The organism is Bacteroides sp. A1C1 (assembly GCF_004328515.1).
Taxonomy (GTDB): domain Bacteria; phylum Bacteroidota; class Bacteroidia; order Bacteroidales; family Bacteroidaceae; genus Bacteroides; species Bacteroides uniformis.
Map to the genome: position 1 here is coordinate 3,245,603 of NZ_CP036491.1, position 22,686 is coordinate 3,268,288.

The 22,686-nt window shown below is 46.9% G+C and carries 23 protein-coding genes; 17 read left to right on the forward strand and 6 right to left on the reverse strand.

Annotated features, from left to right (window positions below; translation table 11 throughout):
* Positions 1-3: 3 nt before the first annotated feature.
* The 5 genes from EYA81_RS13165 to tssD (EYA81_RS13185) all read right to left on the reverse strand — a co-directional run bounded on the left by EYA81_RS13165 (position 4) and on the right by tssD (EYA81_RS13185) (position 5,590).
* Positions 4-1,380 carry a DUF5458 family protein gene (locus EYA81_RS13165; protein WP_004288713.1) on the reverse strand — a complete coding sequence of 459 codons (1,377 nt, stop codon included), beginning with the start codon at positions 1,378-1,380 and terminating at the stop codon, positions 4-6.
* The gene (locus EYA81_RS13170; RefSeq protein WP_005802596.1) at positions 1,377-1,850 is read right to left on the reverse strand and encodes a hypothetical protein; all 474 of its coding nucleotides are present in this window, start codon (positions 1,848-1,850) and stop codon (positions 1,377-1,379) included. The genes EYA81_RS13165 and EYA81_RS13170 overlap by 4 nt, the downstream gene beginning before the upstream one ends.
* Positions 1,851-1,895: 45 nt before the next feature.
* On the reverse strand, positions 1,896-3,254 hold the full coding sequence (locus tag EYA81_RS13175; protein ID WP_036630349.1) for a hypothetical protein: 1,359 nt from the start codon (positions 3,252-3,254) through the stop codon (positions 1,896-1,898).
* Between the two features lie 11 nt (positions 3,255-3,265).
* Positions 3,266-5,074: a type VI secretion system Vgr family protein gene (locus tag EYA81_RS13180; RefSeq protein ID WP_007832785.1), complete on the reverse strand. Its 1,809-nt coding sequence runs from the start codon at positions 5,072-5,074 to the stop codon at positions 3,266-3,268.
* Positions 5,075-5,191: 117 nt separating this feature from the next.
* Entirely contained in the window at positions 5,192-5,590 is a 399-nt protein-coding gene (tssD, locus tag EYA81_RS13185; protein ID WP_007832783.1) for a type VI secretion system tube protein TssD, read from the reverse strand.
* A gap of 265 nt (positions 5,591-5,855) precedes the next feature.
* On the opposite strand from tssD (EYA81_RS13185), the gene EYA81_RS13190 reads away from it, so the two are divergent.
* From EYA81_RS13190 to tssR, 16 genes are all read left to right on the forward strand, one after another.
* Positions 5,856-8,333, forward strand: coding sequence for an ATP-dependent Clp protease ATP-binding subunit (locus EYA81_RS13190; RefSeq protein ID WP_036631108.1), 2,478 nt, complete (start codon positions 5,856-5,858; stop codon positions 8,331-8,333).
* Positions 8,334-8,344: 11 nt separating this feature from the next.
* Entirely contained in the window at positions 8,345-8,767 is a 423-nt protein-coding gene (tssD, locus tag EYA81_RS13195; RefSeq protein WP_005858603.1) for a type VI secretion system tube protein TssD, read from the forward strand.
* Between the two features lie 13 nt (positions 8,768-8,780).
* Positions 8,781-9,197, forward strand: a complete 417-nt coding sequence (tssD, locus tag EYA81_RS13200; RefSeq protein WP_036631110.1) for a type VI secretion system tube protein TssD — start codon at positions 8,781-8,783, stop codon at positions 9,195-9,197.
* A gap of 5 nt (positions 9,198-9,202) precedes the next feature.
* Positions 9,203-10,156, forward strand: coding sequence for a hypothetical protein (locus EYA81_RS13205; RefSeq protein WP_036631112.1), 954 nt, complete (start codon positions 9,203-9,205; stop codon positions 10,154-10,156).
* A gap of 382 nt (positions 10,157-10,538) precedes the next feature.
* Entirely contained in the window at positions 10,539-10,832 is a 294-nt protein-coding gene (locus EYA81_RS13215; protein WP_036631113.1) for a hypothetical protein, read from the forward strand.
* 14 nt (positions 10,833-10,846) lie between these two features.
* Positions 10,847-11,245 (forward strand): type VI secretion system tube protein TssD, encoded by a 399-nt coding sequence (gene tssD, locus EYA81_RS13220; protein ID WP_036631115.1) that lies wholly within the window; start codon positions 10,847-10,849, stop codon positions 11,243-11,245.
* Positions 11,246-11,247: 2 nt separating this feature from the next.
* Positions 11,248-11,688: a type VI secretion system tube protein TssD gene (gene tssD, locus EYA81_RS13225; RefSeq protein WP_051636107.1), complete on the forward strand. Its 441-nt coding sequence runs from the start codon at positions 11,248-11,250 to the stop codon at positions 11,686-11,688.
* Positions 11,679-12,143: a GPW/gp25 family protein gene (locus tag EYA81_RS13230; protein ID WP_004288726.1), complete on the forward strand. Its 465-nt coding sequence runs from the start codon at positions 11,679-11,681 to the stop codon at positions 12,141-12,143. The genes tssD (EYA81_RS13225) and EYA81_RS13230 overlap by 10 nt, the downstream gene beginning before the upstream one ends.
* 7 nt (positions 12,144-12,150) lie before the next feature.
* The gene (locus tag EYA81_RS13235; RefSeq protein ID WP_036631120.1) at positions 12,151-13,995 is read left to right on the forward strand and encodes a type VI secretion system baseplate subunit TssF; all 1,845 of its coding nucleotides are present in this window, start codon (positions 12,151-12,153) and stop codon (positions 13,993-13,995) included.
* 11 nt (positions 13,996-14,006) lie between these two features.
* Positions 14,007-14,885 carry a TssN family type VI secretion system protein gene (locus EYA81_RS13240; RefSeq protein WP_005802610.1) on the forward strand — a complete coding sequence of 293 codons (879 nt, stop codon included), beginning with the start codon at positions 14,007-14,009 and terminating at the stop codon, positions 14,883-14,885.
* A gap of 11 nt (positions 14,886-14,896) precedes the next feature.
* Positions 14,897-16,057 carry a hypothetical protein gene (locus EYA81_RS13245; protein WP_004288729.1) on the forward strand — a complete coding sequence of 387 codons (1,161 nt, stop codon included), beginning with the start codon at positions 14,897-14,899 and terminating at the stop codon, positions 16,055-16,057.
* 20 nt (positions 16,058-16,077) lie between these two features.
* Positions 16,078-17,040, forward strand: coding sequence for a type VI secretion system baseplate subunit TssG (locus tag EYA81_RS13250; RefSeq protein WP_004288730.1), 963 nt, complete (start codon positions 16,078-16,080; stop codon positions 17,038-17,040).
* A 19-nt stretch (positions 17,041-17,059) separates the two neighbouring features.
* Positions 17,060-17,563, forward strand: a complete 504-nt coding sequence (locus EYA81_RS13255) for a type VI secretion system TssO (protein WP_004288731.1) — start codon at positions 17,060-17,062, stop codon at positions 17,561-17,563.
* A gap of 11 nt (positions 17,564-17,574) precedes the next feature.
* Positions 17,575-18,087: a type VI secretion system transmembrane protein TssO gene (locus EYA81_RS13260; protein ID WP_004288732.1), complete on the forward strand. Its 513-nt coding sequence runs from the start codon at positions 17,575-17,577 to the stop codon at positions 18,085-18,087.
* A gap of 1 nt (position 18,088) precedes the next feature.
* Positions 18,089-18,997 carry a PKD domain-containing protein gene (locus EYA81_RS13265; RefSeq protein ID WP_004288733.1) on the forward strand — a complete coding sequence of 303 codons (909 nt, stop codon included), beginning with the start codon at positions 18,089-18,091 and terminating at the stop codon, positions 18,995-18,997.
* Between the two features lie 3 nt (positions 18,998-19,000).
* Positions 19,001-21,493 (forward strand): type VI secretion system protein TssR domain-containing protein, encoded by a 2,493-nt coding sequence (gene tssR, locus EYA81_RS13270; RefSeq protein WP_131225902.1) that lies wholly within the window; start codon positions 19,001-19,003, stop codon positions 21,491-21,493.
* On the opposite strand, the gene EYA81_RS19675 is transcribed toward tssR, so the two are convergent.
* On the reverse strand, positions 21,494-21,781 hold the full coding sequence (locus EYA81_RS19675; protein WP_242672426.1) for a hypothetical protein: 288 nt from the start codon (positions 21,779-21,781) through the stop codon (positions 21,494-21,496).
* On the opposite strand from EYA81_RS19675, the gene tssD (EYA81_RS13275) reads away from it, so the two are divergent.
* Positions 21,695-22,666, forward strand: a complete 972-nt coding sequence (tssD, locus tag EYA81_RS13275; RefSeq protein WP_242672425.1) for a type VI secretion system tube protein TssD — start codon at positions 21,695-21,697, stop codon at positions 22,664-22,666. The two genes, EYA81_RS19675 and tssD (EYA81_RS13275), sit on opposite strands and share 87 nt — an antisense overlap.
* Positions 22,667-22,686 lie beyond the last annotated feature (20 nt).

Genomic DNA, 22,686 nt, shown 5'->3' on the forward strand with positions numbered 1-22,686 from the left:
TACCTATGCATCCTGTGCATAGTCGCTGTTCCAGTCGTTCTCGTCATCCCCTTTTGTACCTTCCAACTTGATGACAAAACTCTTTGCCGGGAAATAAGGAGTCAGGTGAATGTCGAGGAAAATACGGTCTTTCTGCTTCGGATCGCGCTCGAAACGAAGAATCTTGAATTTCTCAATCAAGCGTCCGGGACCCTGTATGCTATCCAAAAACTTGCTGATCTGACCACGCAAATCCCTTTCCGCCTTGCTGTTCCAGTTCTCAAAGGCACGGCGGTTGAGGAAATCCATCAGCACTTTCGTTACCCAATCGAACACACGGACTACGGAATAGGTCTGCAATCCCAAGTTGTCCCCGTTGAACAATGTCTTGGCAGAGAAAGCCATCACCTTGCCGTATTCCTTCACCATCGGAATCAGGCCAATCTTCTCGATTTCGGAAATCTCGCTTTTTTTCAGGTTGAAGGCCACCCCGTCCACCTCGCTCATGGAACCATACTTCTTACCGGCGGTAACCTGTGCCATTACCGTCTTGTACACACTGCCGGCCAATGCCGCAGAAGGAGGAATCAGCAAGTCTTCGGTTTCGCCCAGTTCCGCATAGCGTCCCCGTCCTACCAAATAGTTGCAGGTCATACATACGTTGGATTTGTACACATCGCCTCCCGAAAGATTGGAATCAAAGAACATTTCAATGACATCATCCGGTTTTTCCAGATCAGCGAAATCCGTGTAAATCATCACCTTGTTGTCATGCGCAATCTTTGCCCATTTTTCAACAACCTTGTTGGAACCCAAATATCCCGGGATAACCAGCAGGGAATAGTTGGTACGCAAGTCCAAACGGTCATAATTCGCACGAAGCTCGTTTGCAATGGCATCGATAAAGAAGGAGTTGTCCAAATCGGTAAGCTGGCTCATCGAAGCGTTCACAATGGAGATATTCTTGATCTTGTCGGAATCCGTATTCTTGTAGAAGAGCATGACCGTGCGGTAGGACTTCTCCAACTGCCTGACCTCTTCCACCGCTTTCAGCTGGTTCTGGGATAGCAGACCGGACACCGCCGCAGACTTCTTCTGGCACAGTTCCACCATCTCGCTGATGGATTTGTTGCCTTTCAACATATCGACCCACATCTCAAGCCGTTTTTCCAGCTCCTTGCGCTCAGCCGCCCGTTCGGGGTCGGAAAGGAATATGTTCCGCCGTGCCTTACGCTCCGGATTCATGTTCTGTATGCCGTCCACGGAAGATTCCAAGACATTGAAACCGCCAAACTTAGCCAGAATCTGCAATTCAGCGTTCAGATTTCTGGACTGCGCCACAGCCTGTTGCTGCTGTACGGCTGCTTCTCTTTGTGTATTCTGTTCGCTCATAACTATCATTCATTAGTGGGGTTAGACTTCTCATTGTTCTTCAAATCGTCCAAAATGGCAGAAATCGCATTGACAAACGCTCCACGTGTCTCCGGATTTTCCAGTACCCGTTGCAGCACCTTGTTGGAACGCAACGACTTCTCCATCCTGTCCGCAAACTGCTTTTCCGCATTCAGGCCGGACAAGAATGAACTCTGCTCCGTCATTTTCCTGACAGAAAAATCACCGACATTGTGGAAACGGAAATTTTCCTCTACGGGAGCACCGTCCGCATCCGCGAACTCGATATCTATTTCCGGCCGGAAATGTGCAAAGACTTCGTCAATGTTGGTCAGACCGGCAACCACTTCGGGAGCCACCGGCTCATCCTTCGTCAGCTGTTCCACCAATAAGGTTCGATTTTGTGGAATTTCCGCAATACCTTCGGAAGCGTCAATCTTCACTTCGTTTCCGCCGATTCCATAATTACCAAGATCCATACTTATTCAATTTTAAATTTAAAATATATATTAATTAAATCTCGCTCAACTGAAAAAACTTCCCCTTCTTCTGGCCTTCGCCTGCTGCATATCCGGATTGTCCACCAGTTCCTTCCAATCCTCCCCAATCCATTCGCAGAGCTGCCGTTCCAATATCCCGACATCAATCGGAGCGCGAACCAGTCTTCCCGTATGAAGAGCCAGATACGCCGCATAAACGAACGTGGAACTCCGCCTGATTTCGGCAGAAAGGTAGCTGCCTCCTGCCAGGGCAAGCAAAAAATATTCGAAAGCCTGTTCCATCTTTCCATCCTCATAGCGCAGGAAACCACACATGCGATAGCCTTCCATGACATAATAAGGGTCCTTCTGCATGACGGCTTTTTTAGCCATCATGTCATACAAGGCAACCGCTTCCTCCCGTTTTTTCCCAGCTGTCAGAATGGCCGCTTTCATGGAAACAGCCATTTTCCAATAACTATATCCTGCCGTTTCACCGCCCTGCATCGCCTTTTCCGCCTCCCGGACGGTTTCGTCGCTGTATTTCATGCTATGCTTATATTCCCTGATAGCATAACATGCCTCGGATGCGATAAGCAGAGCGGAAATCCGGATATTCGTATCCTTTATTTCCTGTGCAATATCCAACAGTTTTCGGATTTCCCTGTCCAATAATTTCCAATCCTGCTTTTGTGTAGAATCCATGACAACCGTAACCTGCTGCTTGAACCGATTTTCAGGTGCAATCAGGTCGTTACCGCTATCCGACCGTGCCATCCGGTTATGCAAAGCCGCCGCCATATCGAACTGCGGGCGTATGCAAACCACTTCCCGAGACTCACCCAGCCGGATACTCCTATTCTTTTTCAAGTCAATGGTTGTCATCCGGATTCCCTGCGGAACACCTTCTTTCAGCACATTGCCGAACCATCCTGCCCGGGAATACCCCCTTTCCTGTTCCGGAGGAAAGTACAGACAGAAAAAGGCATCATCCAACCTGGAGATACATGCTTTGAAACGCAACATCTCTCTCCACAAGTTGCCCGCCGTATGCTCAACCGACACATCAGGAATGTATTCTTCCTTCAGCAGCCCGTCGTGCCTCAGAGCCCTGAGAATATCATACTTCTCCTCAACCTTTTCTGAAAACCAACCCGCATATTCCTGCCAGAGCTGTTCGGTGTATTCCTCGTCATCCCCCCTGTACGGCGTATCAAAACGAAAGAATATGTCATCGAACTGCCCTACCGGAGAACGTTCTATTTCCAGAAACCTGTCCACCAAGTCCACATCGTTCTGCCCGACAATCCATACAGACAGTTTCCAGTCCCTGTTGCCGACTATGTCCGCCCAGTAATCGACCGCTTTGTAATATTCCTGTATCACAGATGCAGCTGCTCCCATGGCCAACCGAATTATGAGTTAAACTTTACTATTCCTCCCGAAACCGTTACGTTTCCCTTTCCCTCTATCATCAGATTTACACCGTTGACCGTTCCGTTCTTTGCAGCAACATCGTAATCCTTTGCCGCCTCCTGTTTGATATTGGTACCGCTGCTGCTAATTATACTCTTTTCGCTGCTGAGCACCATACATTCGTTGCCGGACAGCAATGTTACACTTTTCCTGCCTTCGAGAGCAATGGTATCGGCCTGCAAGCCTATCGACTTATCATCCATTACGATGACCGATTCCGCCTCGTTGGTAAGGGTAATGCTCTTTTTCGCCATGACGGTAATGGCATCCGTGCCATCCAACATGATCAGCTGTTTTCCCGTCTGGTCGGTAATAACGATGCTTCCCGTCTCATCATCGAAAACGATGGCATTGCCGCTGCGTGTGATAATGCTCTTGACCTTGTTGTCCTTGTCCCCTCCTTTACCTGAACCGGAATGGAACACCGATCCCGTAACATAGGGGCGGTCCGGGTTGCCATGCTCGTAGCTTACCATAACCTGATCGCCGACTTCCGGAACAAATACCCATCCGCGATTCTTGGGAACCGCACCACTTACTCCCGCATTAGGAGTCTGCACCCTGATCCAATTGGTTGTCTTGCCGTTTTTCTGCCAGTCGAAAGCCACCTTCACACGTCCCTGTCCCTTGTCGTCGTTGTTTTCCTTCACCGTAGCCAGTTCCGGCAACGCCAACGGCCGCTTCACATCGGGAACAGGAATATGTACCGTACCGTCCGGCACACCGACAAAACTATTGGAGTAATGTCCGTCACGGCGTACCTCATGCTCAATCCCGACAATACGGAACTTGCCTAAAGGAGGCAGTTTCATCCTGTCAGGGAAAGAAACGTCGATGATTTCACCAATCCTTATCCGGCAAGTCTTTCCTATGCCTTTGATGTTCAGAAGATTGGCACCAGACGCATTCTTTACAATCCTCATCTGTTCGTCCAGTTCCGCCTTGTCCGTTACATGGGGGTCGGCAGCCGAGGTCGTTTTTGCGGTATATGCCTTCTCAGAGCAGCTGTGTGCAATAGACTGAAGGTCGTTCATGCCATCCGGTTTGGCAGGCGTATCCGCATTATGCTGTTTGTTCTCCTGCGCTACATAATCGTATCTTGCGGATTTACCCGGTACCAGATTGGCAACCAGACGTACTTCCTCCAAATCCATGTCATAAACAATCTTCTCCGTATTGTCCCTGTCAGGCTTGCCGAAATACACTTTCGTCCCGTCATAATAGAACCACTCCCCATAAAGAGCCGAAAGGCGATTCATAAAGTCAAAGACACTCTCGTTATACTGCGCCATGTAGGGTATGGGCGCCGCATACTTGGGATTGGAAACCAGATTGACCTTTCCATACTCCTGCGTCGCCTCTTTTATTATGGTAGAGAGGGACTGATCCATCCAAGAATCGAGTGTCCTGTTGTTCTCATACAGTATCGTAGGGCTTGTTCCGTGAATGGCCACTCCGCCTGTCTCGCCCATGCTTCCAACCATTTCCACTTGAGTGATGATTCCCTCGAAGTCATAACTTTCACCCGTCTGCCTATGGACAAATGAAATGCTGGCAGTCTCCCCGATGTAGCCGATGAATTTTTCCGGGGTCTGTTGGAACGTATTGTTAGGCGACAGATAATTCACCACCACAGTGAAGGTGTGATGCCGGTTGAAACCCTGACGGAGATGCAGTGAAACGAATTTCTGTTCTTCTCCTTTCACGGTTACTTTAGTAGCCACCAAATTCAGAAAACTTGCTCCCATACTATCTTAAACTATGATTTTAAATAAATAATCCGACTGGTCGGTATGTTTTTTGGTGCCGAAATAACCGGAATTGGTATATTCCGGCACCTTAAAACTTTGATTAGGAAACAACCATTAGTTGTTTTCCGGCCAATCCTGTACAAATGTAGCCTCGTCCATCTTCACGGTCTGTGCAGAAATGGCGAACTTGATTGTCATCGGATACTGGTTAGCCACATTCAGTGCCTCTTCGTAATCCACCACATAACCATTTTCGAACACCAATTCCTTCATTTTGGCATCTTCATCCGCTTTCTTGAAGACGATGTTTCCGTTTACGGGCTGGTACTGCTTGAACATCTTATCCAGCACAATGGTATCGGGAGTTGATTCGACTTCCACATAGATTGTGCCACCATAAATGTCAGATGCCGGACGGCCTTTGGGGTCCACATCACGATTGAACTTAACTCTCCAGGTCAGTACATCAAACTCTCTTGAGTCCGAAAACTTAAATGACGCTTTAAATGCCATATTCTCAAAGTTTTAAATTAAAAAATAAGTTGATTTTGAAATATCCGGTCAAAGGAGGCCTGCTACAGTCCTATCTTTGTCCTTCAATTTCTGCGCCCAATATATGGCATTTTCTGAAAACTACAAAGAACTTTTGATGATTTTTTCTTGTTTTTACCGAAAATATGCCCATAAGCATAAAAAAAACGCTGCCAACAATAGCCGAATTATTTTTTTTGCCTTATATTTGCAATGTTCTCCTGCGCAATTTTTAAATCTTACGATTATGGAAACAGGAGTTGGTTTCATCAATCTTGATGATTCTGTAAAAATTGCGCTTAACATAGCACTTGCAGTGGCTCGTGAAAATGCGAATGAGTGTTATACACCCTCGCATTTGTTGAAGGCTCTACTTCATAAAGATGTAGGGTTAAGAGATTTTATAATAAGTATAGGCAAGGATTTAGGCTATCTGGAGGAATGGGCGGACGTATATATCGAACAATGCCCGAAATCCACCCAGTTGTCCGAAATCAAGCCTTCGGAACGGATTGACGCCGTTTTCCGTGCCGCAGACGATGCACGAATCCAGTTCGGGCTGTTCGACATCAATCCCATCTGTGTGCTATTGGCACTGGCAAAGCCCGGTGTCGCTTTTTCCAGCGACCAGCTCAGGTCTTTCCCCATTCTGGAAAAGGATATCCATTCCATATATATAGGTAACGGGCAGCCGGCATGTCCTTCCGCCACTACGGAGAAGTCCTATGCCCCGACTTCCGCCTCATCCTCCTTCTTGGGCAAATACTGTGTGGATCTAACCGAAGATGCGGCCAACAAGCTGCATCCGGTCATCAACCGCGACCGTGAAAACCGTATGGTCATGGAGATACTGGGAAGCCGGAGCAAGTCCAATGTCCTGATTGTCGGTGATGCCGGAGTAGGAAAGACAGCACTGGTTTACGGACTTGCCTGGGAGATAGTCAGCCATAAAGTGCCCTCGTTTCTGGAAGAAACCCGTGTATTTGAACTGGACAACGCCTCCCTGATTGCGGGAGCCACCTACAAGGGGGAAATCGAGGACCGCCTGAAAAATATCCTGAAAGAATTGCGGAATATCGACAATGCAATCCTGTTTATTGACGAAATCCATGTATTGCTGGACAACCGACAAGGAAATACCGGTGCGGGAAATGTATTGAAATCCGAACTGTCGCACGGCGATCTGACCGTCATCGGCGCCACCACCATTGACGAATACCGCAAAATAATCGAGCCGGACCATGCTTTCAGCCGCCGTTTCGAGGTCATACAGGTAAGCGAACCGGACATAAAGTCCGCTATCCAGATGCTACACTCCGTGCAGAAACAATACGTGGACTACCATCATGTAAGAATCAGCAACGAAGCCGTAGCCGAATGTGTCCGTCTTGCCAAACGGTATATCAAAGACCGCCGTCTGCCTGATTCCGCCATCGGTCTGCTGGACATGACGCTCTCCGCCATCAAGATGGTCAATGAAACAGGAAAGAAGAATGTGGAGACCCTACTGTCCGGGCTGGATGAAATAGAAAAGGACGAAAAGGACCTTCAGGAAAAGACCGAAGAACTGAAAACGCTGCTTTTCGTAATGCACAACAAATTAAGCCCCATCCTTTTAGGAGTCATACCCGATGAAGCGGATATCCATGAATTGCAGGAGTATGAAGAGCTGACCGGCTATCTGAGAAACGCATTGAACGTCCTCCTCCAATTTGCAGAAAAGAAAATAGAAGAGGTGGGTATCTATGAGGTAGCCGCCGTTGTCGCCAGCAAGACAGGCATCCCCATCGGCAAGATACAGTCGCAGGAAAAGGAACGGCTACTCAATATGGAAGATTATCTGAGGCGACGCGTCGTCGGACAGGACCAGGCCCTGAAGACATTGACGGATGCCATCCTGGAATCTCGTAGCGGCATGAACAAGCCGGGACAGCCCATCGGCTCCTTCTTCCTGCTGGGACCCACCGGTACCGGCAAGACCGAACTTGCCAAAGCACTGGCGGAAGCCCTGTTCAATGACGAGAAATCCATGATCCGCTTCGACATGTCCGAGTTCAAGGAAGAACACTCCGCCGCCCTGCTGTACGGAGCGCCTCCGGGATATGTGGGCTATGAGGAAGGCGGTATGCTGGTCAATAAAATACGGCAACAGCCATACGCCGTTGTCCTTTTTGATGAAATAGAGAAAGCGCATCCGTCCGTATATGACATTTTCCTGCAAATCATGGACGAAGGAAAACTGCATGACCGTCTGGGCAAGGAAGGGGATTTCTCCAACTCCATCGTGCTGTTCACATCCAATGTAGGAAGCGAGTGGCTGACCAAGCAACTTGAGTCCGGCAATGTTCCGTCAACCACCCAGATCATGGAGGTGATGGGGCAGTATTTCCGTCCGGAGTTTCTGGCACGCCTGTCTGAAATCGTTCCGTTCTCCCCCATCCGCGAAGACATACTCCTGAAAATATTCGACATACAGTTCAACGGAGTCAGAAAACTTCTGGACAAGCAGGGTATCGGCATCACCATCAGCAATGATGCCCGTAAGATGCTTGCACACAAAGGATTCACACCCAAATACGGTGCCCGCCAAGTGGCCGGTGTAATCCGTAACTATCTGCGCAGACCGATTTCACGGCTTATCATCAACGAGGAGCTGGGCAAAGGAAAAAGTCTGGAGGTAGGTCTGGACGAACAGAATGAATTAACCTGGAATATTCACCAATAATCAAGTATCGTATGTTTGGATATACCGTATTCTTAAAGATAGGCAACCTGGCTGCCTCCTCACTGACCGACATGTACAAGGACAGCTACCAGCTCATCGGTTGCGAATTCGGATTTGCCCAAGGGATAGATATCAAAGGGCAGGCACAGACCGAGGTAAAAGGCGGCACGTTTTATGTAACCTACCCTCATCTTCCCAACCGTGACATGATCCAGTGGATGCTGGATGCCCGTAAATACCAGAGTGGAGCCATCGTAGTTCATGACAACCAAGGCTCCACACTCGAAAAGATACTCTTTGAGAAAGCGACTTGTGTGGATATGGAAATCAGCTATATCCGGCAAGGCAAAAGCTATATTGCGACCAAACTGACCGTACAGGCACAGAAACTGGCATTCGGTACAGAAGAGTTTGAAAATCAGTGGGTGTTTTAAAAACAGCAACGTTATGGGACTTTTTAATTTTCCGCAAGTGGACAGCAACGTGAATGTCATATTCAGCGTTGACGGCGACGAATATGCAGTGGAACAGTTCAAAATAGGTTTTCACCAGCCTGTAGATAACCTAAAGAACCAACCGGAAGGCGAAGTGCGTGGAGGACGAATCATGATAACCCTTTCGCAGACGGTGAAAAGCAACATCTACGGATGGGCTGTGAAACCGTGGGTGAAAAAGAACGGGGCAGTTCTGTTCAAGACCGGAACGTCCGGGGTGATATTTGAGGTGGCATTTACGAATGCGTATTGTGTCAATCTGAAACGGGTTGTCGAAGCTTTGGGGCAAGGATTGTCAACTACTTTGATTCTCTCTCCTGAGAGTGTAAGCGTGAATGGTATTGAATTTGATAATCGGTGGGTAAAATAAATGATATGCCTAATTATGTAAAAGAATATATATCCATTGAAGAGTTTTTGATTTTACAACAATGGAAAGTACCTTATACAGGCTTTATTAAGGGGGTAGGATATACTTATCCCCGATATGATGCTGTAGAGTTTCCTTTAGACTGGTCTATTCCTAATTGGACGTTTGGAAATTATATTTCACATCCATTAGCTATTCAAATAATTGATACATCTCCTGAAGCTGTTTTTCAAAGTATGAATTATTCTGAACAAGATATATTAGATTGCATTAAAAAAGAGAATGGAAACAAGACGATTACGTTTACTATTGGTAATGAATCTATAACAGTTCCTTCTGATAATTATCAAACTCGTATAAAAATAGATGATTTTGATTGTAGTGTAAGAATTGGTATAAAAGATAATATTACAGGTAATTTAATATTGAAAAGAATACCTTTCAGTAAAATTAGAGAAGAATTACAAAAACGTTATAGTAAAAAGCATAAAGATTTTGGTGACAGAATTACAAAAGACCTCATTATAGATACATCTATAAGTTGTATAGACGCAAGTGCTGATTGGGCATACAATATTATGCTGGATAGAGGAAAATATATGCCATATAATAGTCGTACTATAACAGGAAAGAGGGTTCGTTTGAAAAAAACAGGAGATATTGTTATCAGGTCTAAATGGTGGAATTTCACTACAAATGCAAAGTATTTAAATTATCTTAGAATAAGTGGTAAATTTATAGGTATTACAGGAAATGTTATTTCTATATCTAATGCTATAAAGAATGTAGAAGAAAATCCCAATACAAAAACAGTAACTAGTCTTATTACAAAAACAGCAATAATAGGATTGGGATTCATTCCTGTTTATGGATGGGCTATCGCTATTGTTGCAGGAGTTGCCGATGGCCTGTATGGGGATACTTTTTATGATTATGTAGATGATTTAGTAAATGAATAGATAAAATGAAAGTTATAGATTATTTGTTTTTTAAATTTTATAAATTTTGGCAGCGCAGTTCCATATCGGAAATATCAACTTATGCAGCTATTTTACTTCTTTCTGTATTCTTGAATTGTAATATCCATACAATATGGGGATTATTGGAATACTATAAATTGGCGATACATCCAACAAAACTCATGTATAATATTTCTTTATGTGTAATTTTTATATTATTATGCTTTTATTTAGGGTGGCATAAAAGATATAAAGCTATTATAGAAAATTATGAAAGACGTTTGCATAGTGGAAATTTATTGATTATTATAATATATATGTTTTTATCTCTGTTTTTGTTTGTTGTATTATCTTTCTGGAAAAAAAGTGTTATTTGATAGTTATGAAACAATATAAAACATTAATTATTTATGCAATTTCCAATGACCAATCAAAGAAGTCATTGGAAGAAGAACTGGAGAAATACGGACTGGAACGGGTAGGAACGCAAGACATCTTTGTCCTTCCCTTAGAGGAATACCGAACAAAGGTACAGGCATTCAAAGCCTACCTGCGAGCCTATGTACGCAAGCATCTGGACAGCCAGGACACGGTACTGTTCGTTGAATCACGCATGAACGAGGAACGGACTCTGACAACCATGCTGCAAACCAATCTGATGAGTGAAGAAGAATAAAAAAACATAAGGATATGAGTGCACAATCGTATATCAAGTTCTGGACAGCCGAACCCTCGGAGCATGAAGAAGTGCAGGCATACGACCTGCTGGGCTACGAGTATGACTTCCGGAAAGAAACCACTCCTAACGGAAAGGTAACCGGGAAGACCTACGGCGGTAAAATACGGGTAAGCATTGCCGGATTTCCTACAGAGGAACTCTTGGAATGGATGTTCAATTCAAGAATCCTGAAGGACGGAGAGGTGATGAACACTTTCGGCCTGCCCGGTACTCCCAAAGAGATTATCCGTTTCAAGGGAGCAAAATGCCTTGATTTCAATGTGCATTCAACAACCAAAGAGAGCCGTATATCACTATTCATCCACTTCCGGGAAATGGAGACCGGCGATTCGTGTCACTTAAACTTATAATCATGAACTGGTTCACTTCATTGTTCAAAAACAAAAAATCCTCAATGCCGGATGACCGCTACGTGATGCGGCTGTCCGTCTGCCATGAGACATACAGCATTGAAGAGTTCGACCTGCAATTCAAGCGGAATACAGACCGTGACGGATTGCCTGAAGGTGAAGCCTACGGCGGATTCATTACCTGTACCCTTACCGGTATGCCGGGTGACGAGCTGTTGAGATGGGCCGCATACAGCCACTCCCGTGAAGACGGCGAAATACGGATCTACCAGAAGGAGCAACCCGACCAACAAGCGGCATTTGCCTTGCGCTTTGTGGATGGGAACTGCATCCGTCTGCAACGCAAGGTTGACCGTATATCCAATTCCAGCAGCATCGTCCTTCTGTTTGCCGCAAGAACACTGAAGTTCATAGACGAAGAATTTGAAAACGAATGGCACTGACAAGTATGGAAACAAAGTTTTGCAAATTGCCCCTGGATTTTGAAGCCCTGCTCAGCGAGGATGTGGAAAACAGCCGTCTTGCATCCTGCTCGGAAATCGAGTCTATCGACCAGTTTATCGAACTGCTGATCAGTACGGCTCCCGGCGAACATGCCTTTGACAAGGAGTTCGGCTGTGAGATCTTTTTTCTCGACTTTGAAAGCATTGTCTCACACACCCGTTGGGAAGGACAATTCTCGGAATACATAACCAAGGCAATTACCCGGCACGAGAAGCGGCTTACGGGTGTAAATGTACGTGTCATCATTGATGATACCACCCGACAGGACAATGTATTTGACGCTCCCGCCGTAAAGAAACGTGTACAAGTATATGTATATGGCACCCTGGTACATACCGGAGAAAAACGGTGTTTCTATTATGTAATCTATTTAGGACCGATTTCAACCCGATGAAAGGATTATGAGTACAGAAAAATACAATAAAGAGCAAATCAGAAACCGTATGCTGAAATACGCTGCGGCTTTCTGGGGAATAAAAAAGGCGGAAAACTTCGACCCGGTTGTCAAGCTCCTGCTGGAAGCGTTGTCCAACGAGATATATATGCTGGGAGAGGATTTTACCGCCATCGAGACAAGGCTGCTGGAAAAGACCGCCCGAATCCTTACTCCGGACATCCTTACCTCACCCTTTCCCGCACACGGCATCGTACACGCCTATCCCATAGAACCGTGTTACCTGATAACCCGGGAATCGGGCATGTATTACGAGAGCGACTCGCTTACCCGGAAGCTATCGACCGGAAGCGTATCGTTTTATCCCGCCTGCGATACCCTGCTGCACAAAGCCGACGTGAAATATATGGTCTGCGACGACCTTCTCTACCGGATAGCCCCTACCTTGGAGAAGACCATGATTGCCCGTGCAGAGACAAGGATGCCTCCGCGTACCGTCTGGTTAGGAATGGCGGTGGATGAATCCATTTCCGACCTTGAAGACTTTTCCTTCTATCTGGATTTTCCCAACCTTACGGAAAGCTATGAATACCTGCTCCTACTCCCCTGTACGGAATGGTCCGTAGAAGGGAAAACAGTCGTGATGGAAGGGGGAATCCATGAAAAGACAACCATACAGAAAGAACCAACCCGTGCCTTTTTCCAAGACTATGACGTGATGTCCGTCATAGACAAGGAAGTCATGGATATTTACAGCAAACATTTTCTGAAGGTATCGCAGTCCTTTCCACTCAACGGTTCCTGCAGGAAAAACCTTCCGGACACCCTGCGGTCCTGTTTCAAAGAGGCCGTTCTGGAGAAGATGCAGGACAAGCTGGTATGGGTGAAGATACAGTTCCCCGCCCATTTCACTGCGGAAGTTCTTGAAGAACTTCATGCCGGCATCAACATCGTGCCTGTAGAGAACAAAACGCTTCACGAACAGACGACCACCCTTGAGGAAACTTTCAGGGTGATACCCTTGCGCACGGGCAGCTACGAATCCCTTCTGTCCGTACACAGCGTGAAGGATTCTGACGGAAAGAACTACCATGAACTCCTCTATCCCGCAAAGGATTCCACGGAAAGCTATGGAACCTACTCCATCCGCAAAGGAGGATGCGAGCGTTTCGACTCCCGTTCCGCCAAGGAGCTGCTCGGCTATCTGTCCGACCTGCTGGATGACGAGACCCATGCTTTCAATGCCGTATCAAGCATTAAGCTACAGGCACTTACCATCCAGATGGAGCAGCTGATGGCGCAAATGAAACAGACAGCAGACAACATGAACGAGTTCAGGGAAACACCTTATTACCTTATGATTGACGAACTGTCCGGCAAGGGGCAGATTACCGTCAAATACTGGACAACCAACTGTGAGGTAGGAAACCGGATACAGGCAGGCGTAAACCTGTCCCCCAACGCCACCACTTACCTGGACCCGAAGACACTGGCTCTGGTCAGTACCACCTACGGCGGGAAACAAGCCCCCCAAAACAGAGAACGGATTGACATCTACAAATACGCCTTCATTTCGCACGGCCGTGTCCTGACACAGAACGACATAGCCAGCTTCTGCAAAAAAGAACTCGGCGAACTGCTGGTGCGAACAGAAATCCGGAACGGGGTGGAAATCAGCCCGATGCCGCACGAAGGACTGATCCGAACCAAAGAAGTCCATCTGATTCTTGGAACGAAACTGGATGAGCCTTCGCAGGAAAAACAGATAAAAGACAACCTGCGTACCAAACTTTCGGCCTGTTCGCCGGACACATTCAATTACCGGATATTCATAGAATACAATAAAGCATAAATACCATACTTATGAACCCAGTTACCCAACATCTCATTTCATCGTACCTGCTGATGCCGCTGCTGACCGTGATTTTCGGAATCGCAGCCTATTTTATCGCACGCAAGAACAAGCTGCTCAACAACAAAAAACTGATTGCGTATCTGCTGCTGTGTGGCATAATCCTTGCCCTGCCCGGTCTGTCCGGATTCATGGACTATAACTTCATGCCCTATGCCTATATCCTGCTGGTCATCCTGTACTGGACTGCCGGATATTACAACCGGCTCGTCCTTCGCAAAGTGTTCGCATCAAGCAAGGAAATGCCTTCTTTCGGCATCCAATGCCTGCTGACGGTTACGGTCATGCTTCTGGGAGCCGGACTCTTTTCCGTAGTGTTCAACCTCTGCAACGAACTCCAGTACGGCATCTGGGCCTCCACCTGCCTGCTGCCCTTTGCATTTCCACTCCTGTATTCCCAAACGGTGAACAGCTATTTCGACATACCCATTGAAATTTATAAAGTATGGAAATATTCGGAGGAATATGACTCGGATACCTTGTACATCAACCGTGAACGGAGCATCGTAATGGATGTGGACATATTCCGCAGGGTGGATGACCCCGCATCGGAACGCATAACCGGCAAGGCATCCGAGGATGTCATCTTCGGGCAGTGGTTCCAGCGCATGATTGACGACTGCAACCTCAAATCACCGTCTTCGCCCATCGTATATAAGAATGAAGGAGGAGCCTATTACGAATGGGTATTCTATACCAAACCGTCCTTTTTCAAGAGACGGCGCTATATAGACCCCGACGTTACACTTGCCGGCAACAAGCTGAAAAGACACGATGTAATCATAGCCAAGCGTGTGGCAAACGAACTTATAAAGTATAACGAATATTAAATAGAAACATTATGATAGGAAAACAGAGCCAAAAGAAAAAATATCCGCTGGTAAACTGGGCGGACGGAATGCCTGTCAACAAAGGGCATTTCACCCAACAGGAAGACCACTTTACGGACCGGTTGTGCGAATACCAGTCATTTCATCTGAACCGCAATACCTACGGACTCCTGCCATTCAAGAAAGGAGAACCGGTTTCCGGCGATTTCAGCATTACGGAACTAGTTACAGGCACCTTGGAAGTCCGATTGAAACGTTGCCACGCCCTTACTTCCGGAGGTTACCTGATAGATTATGATGCCGGTGAGGATGACGAACTCACCGCCAGTTTCCATATCCCTACAGAAGAGGAAGAAGAAAAGGACAAACGGTGGGATGTCATACTGATGGCAGACCCTTTCGAACATCTTCCTTCGGGCATTCCGAACGAGAAGGAAATCAGTCCACGCCAGCCCAATGCCTTACCCAAATATGCGTTGAGCGTGCTGCCGAGCGGACAGACCGACGGAAGCGAGCTGGGAAGACACTTTCTGCTGATCGGACGCCTGCGCAAGAACGGAAACCGCTGTGAAGTGGACGGAAACTTCATCCCGCCATGCACAAGCATGTCCAGCCATCCGGATCTGAAAGGCTACTATACCAAATTCGGGCAACTTGTGGATTCCATAGAAAAGGCCTCGTTTGACATCCTTGCCAAAGTGGAGAATGCAGAAAAACAGACCAGCCTGGCCACCAACATCGGTATGCTGTGCCGCCATGTCATGCTGTTCATATCCGATATCTACTTCTCCTTCCGCAACGAGGGGCAATACTATTCACCGCTACACTTCCTGAATGTATTCTCCACATTGGCTCACCGCCTGTATGTATGCCTGAGTTTCATGGACAAGGAAGACAAGGAGGATCTGCTGAAATACTTCAACGAATGGAACGGCATCACTCCCGGTGCCTACGAAGGCCTGCTGAGGGAAAACTGCGGGCTGCTGTACAACCACCACAATATCCGCCAACTGATGGTTACGGCGGAACGTTTCCTATACCTGTTCAATGACCTGTGGACAACCCTCAGCCGTCTGGAATATATCGGCAAGCACAAGGAAAACATCGTTGTCGCCGAACGCTCCAGACAACCGAAAGAATCGAGCGAGTCACGCTGGAACATACTGGACTAATCCCCTATAAGCGAACGGACATGACGGAAGAACAAGATAAAATAGTACGGTTTGACGAACATTCCCATTCATTCAACCTGCCGGATACCGACTTCAAGGCGGAAGTGGTGGCCAGCGGACTGAAAGAGGCCGGGTATGATGCAGAGCGTACCCTCATATTCAGACGGGGAGACATCCGGCGCGGATTCTCGAAAGACATCCATGACATCCACCCGGAATATTCCCATTATGACCTGACGGATTACCTGTATCTTTATGTGAACAGGAGAAGCCTTTATGACGAGCTGCCCGAAGGCATATTCCACAAGAACCTTTACCAGTCCGAGAAAATATCGAAGGAACAGGTGCTGGACGAAATCCGCATCCACCGTGAAGAGGAATTTTTCGCCCGCCGTTTCTTCAAGCCTTTCGAAATCTCCCTGGACCATATGCTGGTAGCCTTCCAGAACAAGGAACGCCGCATTGACGAGATGAACGTACATCCGGATTTCGTAAGCATCTTTTCCGGTCAATGGCCCGTACTGGAATTGCTGCCGACCCATCTGGCGGTCATGCTTGTCCATATGCTGGCCTATATGGAACAGATTACAGCGAGCCTTTCCAAAACCGGCGAGTGCATGACCATTCTGACCGGTGTGCCCGTGCATATCAAGAGAGGAGACAAATGCGTGGTGGAAGTGGATCCCTGCCTTATTCCCAAATTGGGGAGCTGCATTCTGGGAGACGACATGGTTCTGGGAAACAGTTTTGCCGACGGCACCTACCAGATGCTGGTGGAAATCGGTCCCCTGTCCGCCCGACGGATGGAAAGCTTCTTTCCCGGCGCCGCCGACAGTAAAATACTGAATGCGCTGACAGAACTGTTCCTCCCCTCGGACAAGGAGATACAGATCCGCTACATCATCCAGCAGGAAGATGCCCGGTTCAGGCTGGGAACCCCAACCGAACAAGGCGCCTATCTGGGTATCAGCACCTATTTATGAATATAAAACATCATCCTATATGAAACCGAAAAACAACACAGAAGTAAGGAAAGCCTATCTGAGATTTGCGGGCTATCTGACATGCTGCACCATCCTTGCGGTAAGCATCTTTGCCTGTTTCCTGAAAACCTCCGGCATAGAAGTAAAGCGAATCACGGAGCAGGCACTGGAATATGACCATATCTATGCCAAAGAGCTGTCCCTGTCGAACAGCATGGACTCCATCTACCAGTACATGAAACTGATGAACACTTCACCGCAAATAAACGACAAGCTCCTGCAAAGCGTAGTCAGTACGCGCAAGATGAACCTGCTCAAATATGTCCAAGGCATGGATACCAAAGATTGCAGGCTTTACAGGCAGCTGCTGGAAAACCTCAACATCTTCCTCGGGGTAAAAGACTCCATCCGTCTGCTGAACATCCAGGAAGAGATGGTGAAGAAAGACCTGATGCAGTGCATCCAAGACAACTGGAAAACAAGGCGTAACCTGAATGTGGGTTCCGGCGGCAACAAACAATAAAACGGAAAGCCATGGACAACAACAGAAAGACAATGAACAAACGGGAAATATTCATGGGACATGCCTATGTATTCCTGTTCTTTTTCCTGACAACCGTAGCGTGTTGTCTGGTAATCTTCATGTGGAACTCAGATTTCAAGATGTTTGAGCAGAAAGAGTTCGTAAAGATCAAGATGAACCGCATCAAGGATTTCCAGCAGGAACAAGCGGAAAGCCAGTTGCCGGTGGACTCCCTGTTCCGTAAAATAGAAACATTTGAACCGGGCGTTTACGCCCAGTATGAAGAAGACGACATCCATTATCTGATAAACAACCTGCGGAACACATACGAAAGGAACAGCTGGGACAAGCGATACAAGCTGTTCATGCACATTGCCGACTTTTATGCCATGTGGCTGTCCGACAGGAAACAGCTATGGAGTATCGGACAAAACATAAGTCTGTTCAAAGCCAATCTGGAGGAGTGCGAGATAGGCTTGCAGAAAAAGGAGGAAGACTTGCGCTCAGGAACTAAAAACAAATGACATGGGAAAAATTTATACCAGAAAGATTCTGTTCGTAATCGCAGCCATGCTGCTGTGCATCCTTGTCGCCATACTGATCCGGCTGTTCTTTTCCAGCCGCACCGTGCGTATGACACTGACCCCCATAGAGGTGGAAACCGGAGAAACGGTCCATTATGCCGACAGCACCCGCAACGCACGCTCCTGGCTTTGGGAATTCGGCAACGGAGACATATCACACGAACGGAGCGGAGAATACGTGTTCAAGAAACCGGGACGCTACCAAGTACGCCTTCAAGTGGACGGAGGACTGGAAAGGAAACAGATCATCACAGTACACAGGAGCCGGGATGATTACGGAAGCGACGAACTTGTCAGGATGAAAGCACCGGCAACCGCCTTTCAAGGAGAAATCGTATCTTTCAAAGGATACGGTCCGTCGAAAGAATGGCGCTGGCAGTTCGGAGAATCCGGAATTGTCGATTCGCGGGAGCAGAACCCACTCTACGCCTATACAGAACCCGGCATATACGAGGTTCTGCTGACTACGGAGAATACCCAATATCCGGTCCGGCACACCATTGAAATCCTTCCCCAATATACGGAGAACGACTCGACAGACGTGCTTGTCATCATCGGCAATGACATCCGTGAACACTTGCAAGCCATCGTGGACGGCAAGCCGTTCAATACCCATTACAATTATATCCTGAAGAAATACCTTTGCGGAAATCCGGACATAGCGGTAACCGTCAACAACAGCAAGAAGAATGATTTCTATTCCTATTGCCAAGGACTGAAAATCATAGCACGCAGGAAAACCCTTATAGACGAGGTGTTCGTCGATATGGGAGACAACCTGAACAACGAATGTGTGATGCAGCTGATGGTAACACAGCACGAACGCTTTTCCGAACAAAAAAACAAATGAGGCATGAAAAAGAATTGCATATCGACACTCATAAAAGGAGGATGGATTTGCGGGTGCATCATCTGTATGGCATCCTGCGGACCGGTACACCGTTTTACGCGGATAAAGAATGTACCCCGTGAATATATGCGGAACTATTCCATAGAAGGGGTAAAGGCTCCCCGCAACCAGACACTGCCCAAGCATACCCCGTGGATTGTCTTTGCCAATGAAGCAGGAACGACCTATCTGAGTCCGAGCGGAAAGAACGAGATGCAGTCTGTGAAATACATGGACGCATTTCTCGTCATCAAGCGAAAAGGAGACTGGCTCAGAGTCATTCAATACGACCCAGCCATTCTGAAAAACGGGAAACTGAAAGAATGGAAACAGGCAAAATACTGCGGATGGATCAACCAAAACGACCTGTTGCTGACCCGGAGCGGCTTTACCGACATTGTTACCGGATTCAAAAACAAACAGGTGGTCATGCTGAACGACAGCGTGGCATTGGCCACCCCAAAAACGTATTTTGCCAACGACTCCGTAAAACTGTTCAAAAATACAGACCTGACACAAGAGGCTGGCAAGATTCCATTTTACAGTGTCGTATATCCTTATCAAATATCGGAAGACAAAGGATGCACCCTCGTGGCAGACAAGCCGCAGCTTGACGCAGACAGCATAGGGCATGCTGTCATCGGATGGATAGACGGACGCCTGCTGACCGCCCCCGAACAACAGCTCCATATAGACCTAACCTCGCTGCCGGACAGCACGCTCGTCTTTAAAGACAGGGAACGGAAAGATACCTTGCCGCTATCATCCAACGACCTGAAGTGGAAACTGCAACTTTCGGCCAGCCAGCCTGCTATCCGCTACAGCCCGGTACTGTCCTACCGGAACTATGACACGAGCTTCTGCTTCAAAACCCGGCTTCCGATGCCGGTCATCGATAAACGGGAAAGCTATGTGCTGAATGTCAACGGCAATCCAATCTATTACGGGACTTTCAAAAACAAGATAGAGAAGGACCTGCAAAAAATAAACCTCATGTTTGTCCTGGAAGGAAAAGAGAACACCATCCAACGGTTTCCAGCCGTGGTGAATGCCATCCAGGGACTGCAATCGCAACTGGTGAATGACGACAGCTTTTCTTTCAGGTTCGGTGCCGTGCTTACCTTCAACGAACCGGACAACCGGAAAGACCCCATCTGCAAACTGACTCCCGACTACATGGAGCTGCTTGATTTCCTTTCCGCCAAAGCACGTAATGCCGAGCAACTGAAGCCTACATACGGACGATTCGGCAGCTGGTCCGGCCTTCGGATCGGAGTGGAGCAATTCAACAAATGTCCGGATGAAACCAATATCCTGGTTGTCATCGGCGATAAAGGGTTCAACAGCGAGTGGGCAGACTCCACCTTGGTGAACAAGCTGGTAAAAAACAACTGCCGCATGATCGGCTTCCAGCTCTACGGAGGAGAACCGGACAACTTCAACAACTTCGTGCTGCAAATCGGGAACATGATAGACTGCTCGGCACCACGCATCAGCCGGAAAAAACGGGAACTGATTGTATATCCCGAACAAATCAGAAATGAAAACGAATATGCGGAGGTGAACCATAACACCTATTGTCTGGACTTTCCAAACCGGAGCATGACACAGGGATGGCTGGTGTTTCCGCAAAAGAACGAATCGCTGGAACTGGAAGGACTGACCACCGCCGTGGATTCCATGCTGATACAAGTGAAGTTTGACAATACCCTGCTGAGCAACAGCCTGGCAAGGGCATTCGACGAAGTGGGTACACACCGATATAGGACAGATTCGACAATGACAGCTTATTACCATATCCGCCAGTCGGGGGTACAACCCATGCTATCCGTACTTCCGGATACCGAACCTGCCTGGAGCCTGCCTGCACAGCCAATCGTACTGCCGGACTCGCTGTCCTCCACACTGGACTATTATCTGCTTGTCAACGAAGAGGAGTTCAAACGGTTGAAAAAGTATGTGGAAGCACCCTCCAAGCTGATTGTTGACTATAAATACGAAGCGGTCAAAAAGAAAAAGCAAGCGAAGGTGGATATCTGCGACTGTCCGGACGACTATCTACAGACAGATGCCGAAGAATCTACCGTACGTGTAAAGACGGACAGCCTAAACGCACCGGAATATGCCTCAACCCGACGTGTAAGAAGAAAACTGGTCAGACATTTCCTTTCAGAGCGCAACAGGGACAGATATTGCAAGGTAGGGAGAAAGACTTTCCTGAGAATGCCCCTGTCAGAGGTCTTGCAAAGGTTTACCTCCTGTCCGACCGACTATCCTTTCTTTGAAGTTTACCGTGTCAAGGACTTGCGGAAAAAGAAAATGATTACGGATGCGGAGCTGGACATGCTGATTGAATATTTCAAGGAAAAGAAGAAACTGCTGGACGAAGCCGCCGGCAAGTCGTTTCAGTCCAACGGGCAGACATACTATTGGATCAGCCGTGACCTATTACCATAGTCATTCACCTGAAACTGTATTATCATGATTTATGAAACTATTCTGAAAATAAGAGGAATGGAGGTGCCGATACTCTATTATAACTATCGGTGCCACATCCGGCACTATGATGACCCGAATCTGAGAAAAATCATACAACTCCACATCCAAGTATGCGAGGAAATCGGTAATCGGGAGTGTCTGCCGGTCGAGGGAGACCTGATTACGCTTGCGTTTGAGTGCAAGGGTGAAGAACAGTTCTTCTATGACTGGCTGAACGAAGGAGCCATGCACAACGGGGAAATCCATTTCATCTACAACGAAGTGGAGATTGCGGACATTTTCCGGTTCTGGGACTGCTTCTGTGTGAAAATAGAAGAGTATATGAGTGTAGGAAACTCTCCGATGATGATGGTGCTGTATTTGTCACCGGGGATTATCAAAAGGAATAATCTGGAGGTTAGGGAGAAGGTGTGGAAAGAGAGCGACCCCACAGTCCAAAGTAGTGCAGAAAATTTTGTCAAAAACGAAATAGAAAAGAATGAAGTTTTTCAAGAGAATACTAACTTTACAGCAAATTCTTCTTTAAAAATATCAGATGCAGAACTGGCTGTTGTCAATGCCCAAGTGAAGCAGATGAAACAAATATTAGAAAAAGAGGAAGAACGGTTTAAATCTTTGTTGCAAAGTGGTAACAAAGACGAACCGAGCAATAAGCAAAAGGGTTATTATGGAGAGATGAAATCCTGCCTTAATTTGTTGACTAGTGAGAGTTTAAAGAAAGGTGTAAATGGCAGACGATATAATTTGAAGAGAATCGGTGATGATGCACCTAACAGCTTGGATTCTAAAATTAGGAAAGGCATCGATGGAATTTATGAGAATTTGACGCCATTGCCTAAATTTGTTATTGATGAAACTAAGTATGAAACCTCAATGCTTAGTCAAACCCAAAAAGGTCCTCAGATGGGAATAATATGGATTAAAGATAAAATTCTTAGATTAGAAAAAAAAGGAATTATATCTATAGAATTATCAAGAAAAATTAGGCGTGCACTAGATAATGAAGAGGTGGATAGGATTGTTTCTCGTATTTTTGAAAATGGTAAAGTTGTAACTAAAAAAATTAGAGTTCAAGGAAATGAGTCTATTAAATCAAAAACTTCTGATTTCATTTCTGAGATTTGGCCATAATAACTATAATATTAAATGTA

Excerpts from the sequence above, each read along its gene's own strand:
- EYA81_RS13165 (WP_004288713.1), bottom strand. The coding sequence starts at position 1,380 with ATGATAGTTATGAGCGAACAGAATACACAAAGAGAAGCAGCCGTACAG.
- EYA81_RS13170 (WP_005802596.1), bottom strand. The coding sequence starts at position 1,850 with ATGGATCTTGGTAATTATGGAATCGGCGGAAACGAAGTGAAGATTGAC.
- EYA81_RS13175 (WP_036630349.1), bottom strand. The coding sequence starts at position 3,254 with ATGGGAGCAGCTGCATCTGTGATACAGGAATATTACAAAGCGGTCGAT.
- EYA81_RS13180 (WP_007832785.1), bottom strand. The coding sequence starts at position 5,074 with ATGGGAGCAAGTTTTCTGAATTTGGTGGCTACTAAAGTAACCGTGAAA.
- tssD (WP_007832783.1), bottom strand. The coding sequence starts at position 5,590 with ATGGCATTTAAAGCGTCATTTAAGTTTTCGGACTCAAGAGAGTTTGAT.
- EYA81_RS13190 (WP_036631108.1), top strand. The coding sequence starts at position 5,856 with ATGGAAACAGGAGTTGGTTTCATCAATCTTGATGATTCTGTAAAAATT.
- tssD (WP_005858603.1), top strand. The coding sequence starts at position 8,345 with ATGTTTGGATATACCGTATTCTTAAAGATAGGCAACCTGGCTGCCTCC.
- tssD (WP_036631110.1), top strand. The coding sequence starts at position 8,781 with ATGGGACTTTTTAATTTTCCGCAAGTGGACAGCAACGTGAATGTCATA.
- EYA81_RS13205 (WP_036631112.1), top strand. The coding sequence starts at position 9,203 with ATGCCTAATTATGTAAAAGAATATATATCCATTGAAGAGTTTTTGATT.
- EYA81_RS13215 (WP_036631113.1), top strand. The coding sequence starts at position 10,539 with ATGAAACAATATAAAACATTAATTATTTATGCAATTTCCAATGACCAA.
- tssD (WP_036631115.1), top strand. The coding sequence starts at position 10,847 with ATGAGTGCACAATCGTATATCAAGTTCTGGACAGCCGAACCCTCGGAG.
- tssD (WP_051636107.1), top strand. The coding sequence starts at position 11,248 with ATGAACTGGTTCACTTCATTGTTCAAAAACAAAAAATCCTCAATGCCG.
- EYA81_RS13230 (WP_004288726.1), top strand. The coding sequence starts at position 11,679 with ATGGCACTGACAAGTATGGAAACAAAGTTTTGCAAATTGCCCCTGGAT.
- EYA81_RS13235 (WP_036631120.1), top strand. The coding sequence starts at position 12,151 with ATGAGTACAGAAAAATACAATAAAGAGCAAATCAGAAACCGTATGCTG.
- EYA81_RS13240 (WP_005802610.1), top strand. The coding sequence starts at position 14,007 with ATGAACCCAGTTACCCAACATCTCATTTCATCGTACCTGCTGATGCCG.
- EYA81_RS13245 (WP_004288729.1), top strand. The coding sequence starts at position 14,897 with ATGATAGGAAAACAGAGCCAAAAGAAAAAATATCCGCTGGTAAACTGG.
- EYA81_RS13250 (WP_004288730.1), top strand. The coding sequence starts at position 16,078 with ATGACGGAAGAACAAGATAAAATAGTACGGTTTGACGAACATTCCCAT.
- EYA81_RS13255 (WP_004288731.1), top strand. The coding sequence starts at position 17,060 with ATGAAACCGAAAAACAACACAGAAGTAAGGAAAGCCTATCTGAGATTT.
- EYA81_RS13260 (WP_004288732.1), top strand. The coding sequence starts at position 17,575 with ATGGACAACAACAGAAAGACAATGAACAAACGGGAAATATTCATGGGA.
- EYA81_RS13265 (WP_004288733.1), top strand. The coding sequence starts at position 18,089 with ATGGGAAAAATTTATACCAGAAAGATTCTGTTCGTAATCGCAGCCATG.
- tssR (WP_131225902.1), top strand. The coding sequence starts at position 19,001 with ATGAAAAAGAATTGCATATCGACACTCATAAAAGGAGGATGGATTTGC.
- EYA81_RS19675 (WP_242672426.1), bottom strand. The coding sequence starts at position 21,781 with ATGGATTTCCCCGTTGTGCATGGCTCCTTCGTTCAGCCAGTCATAGAA.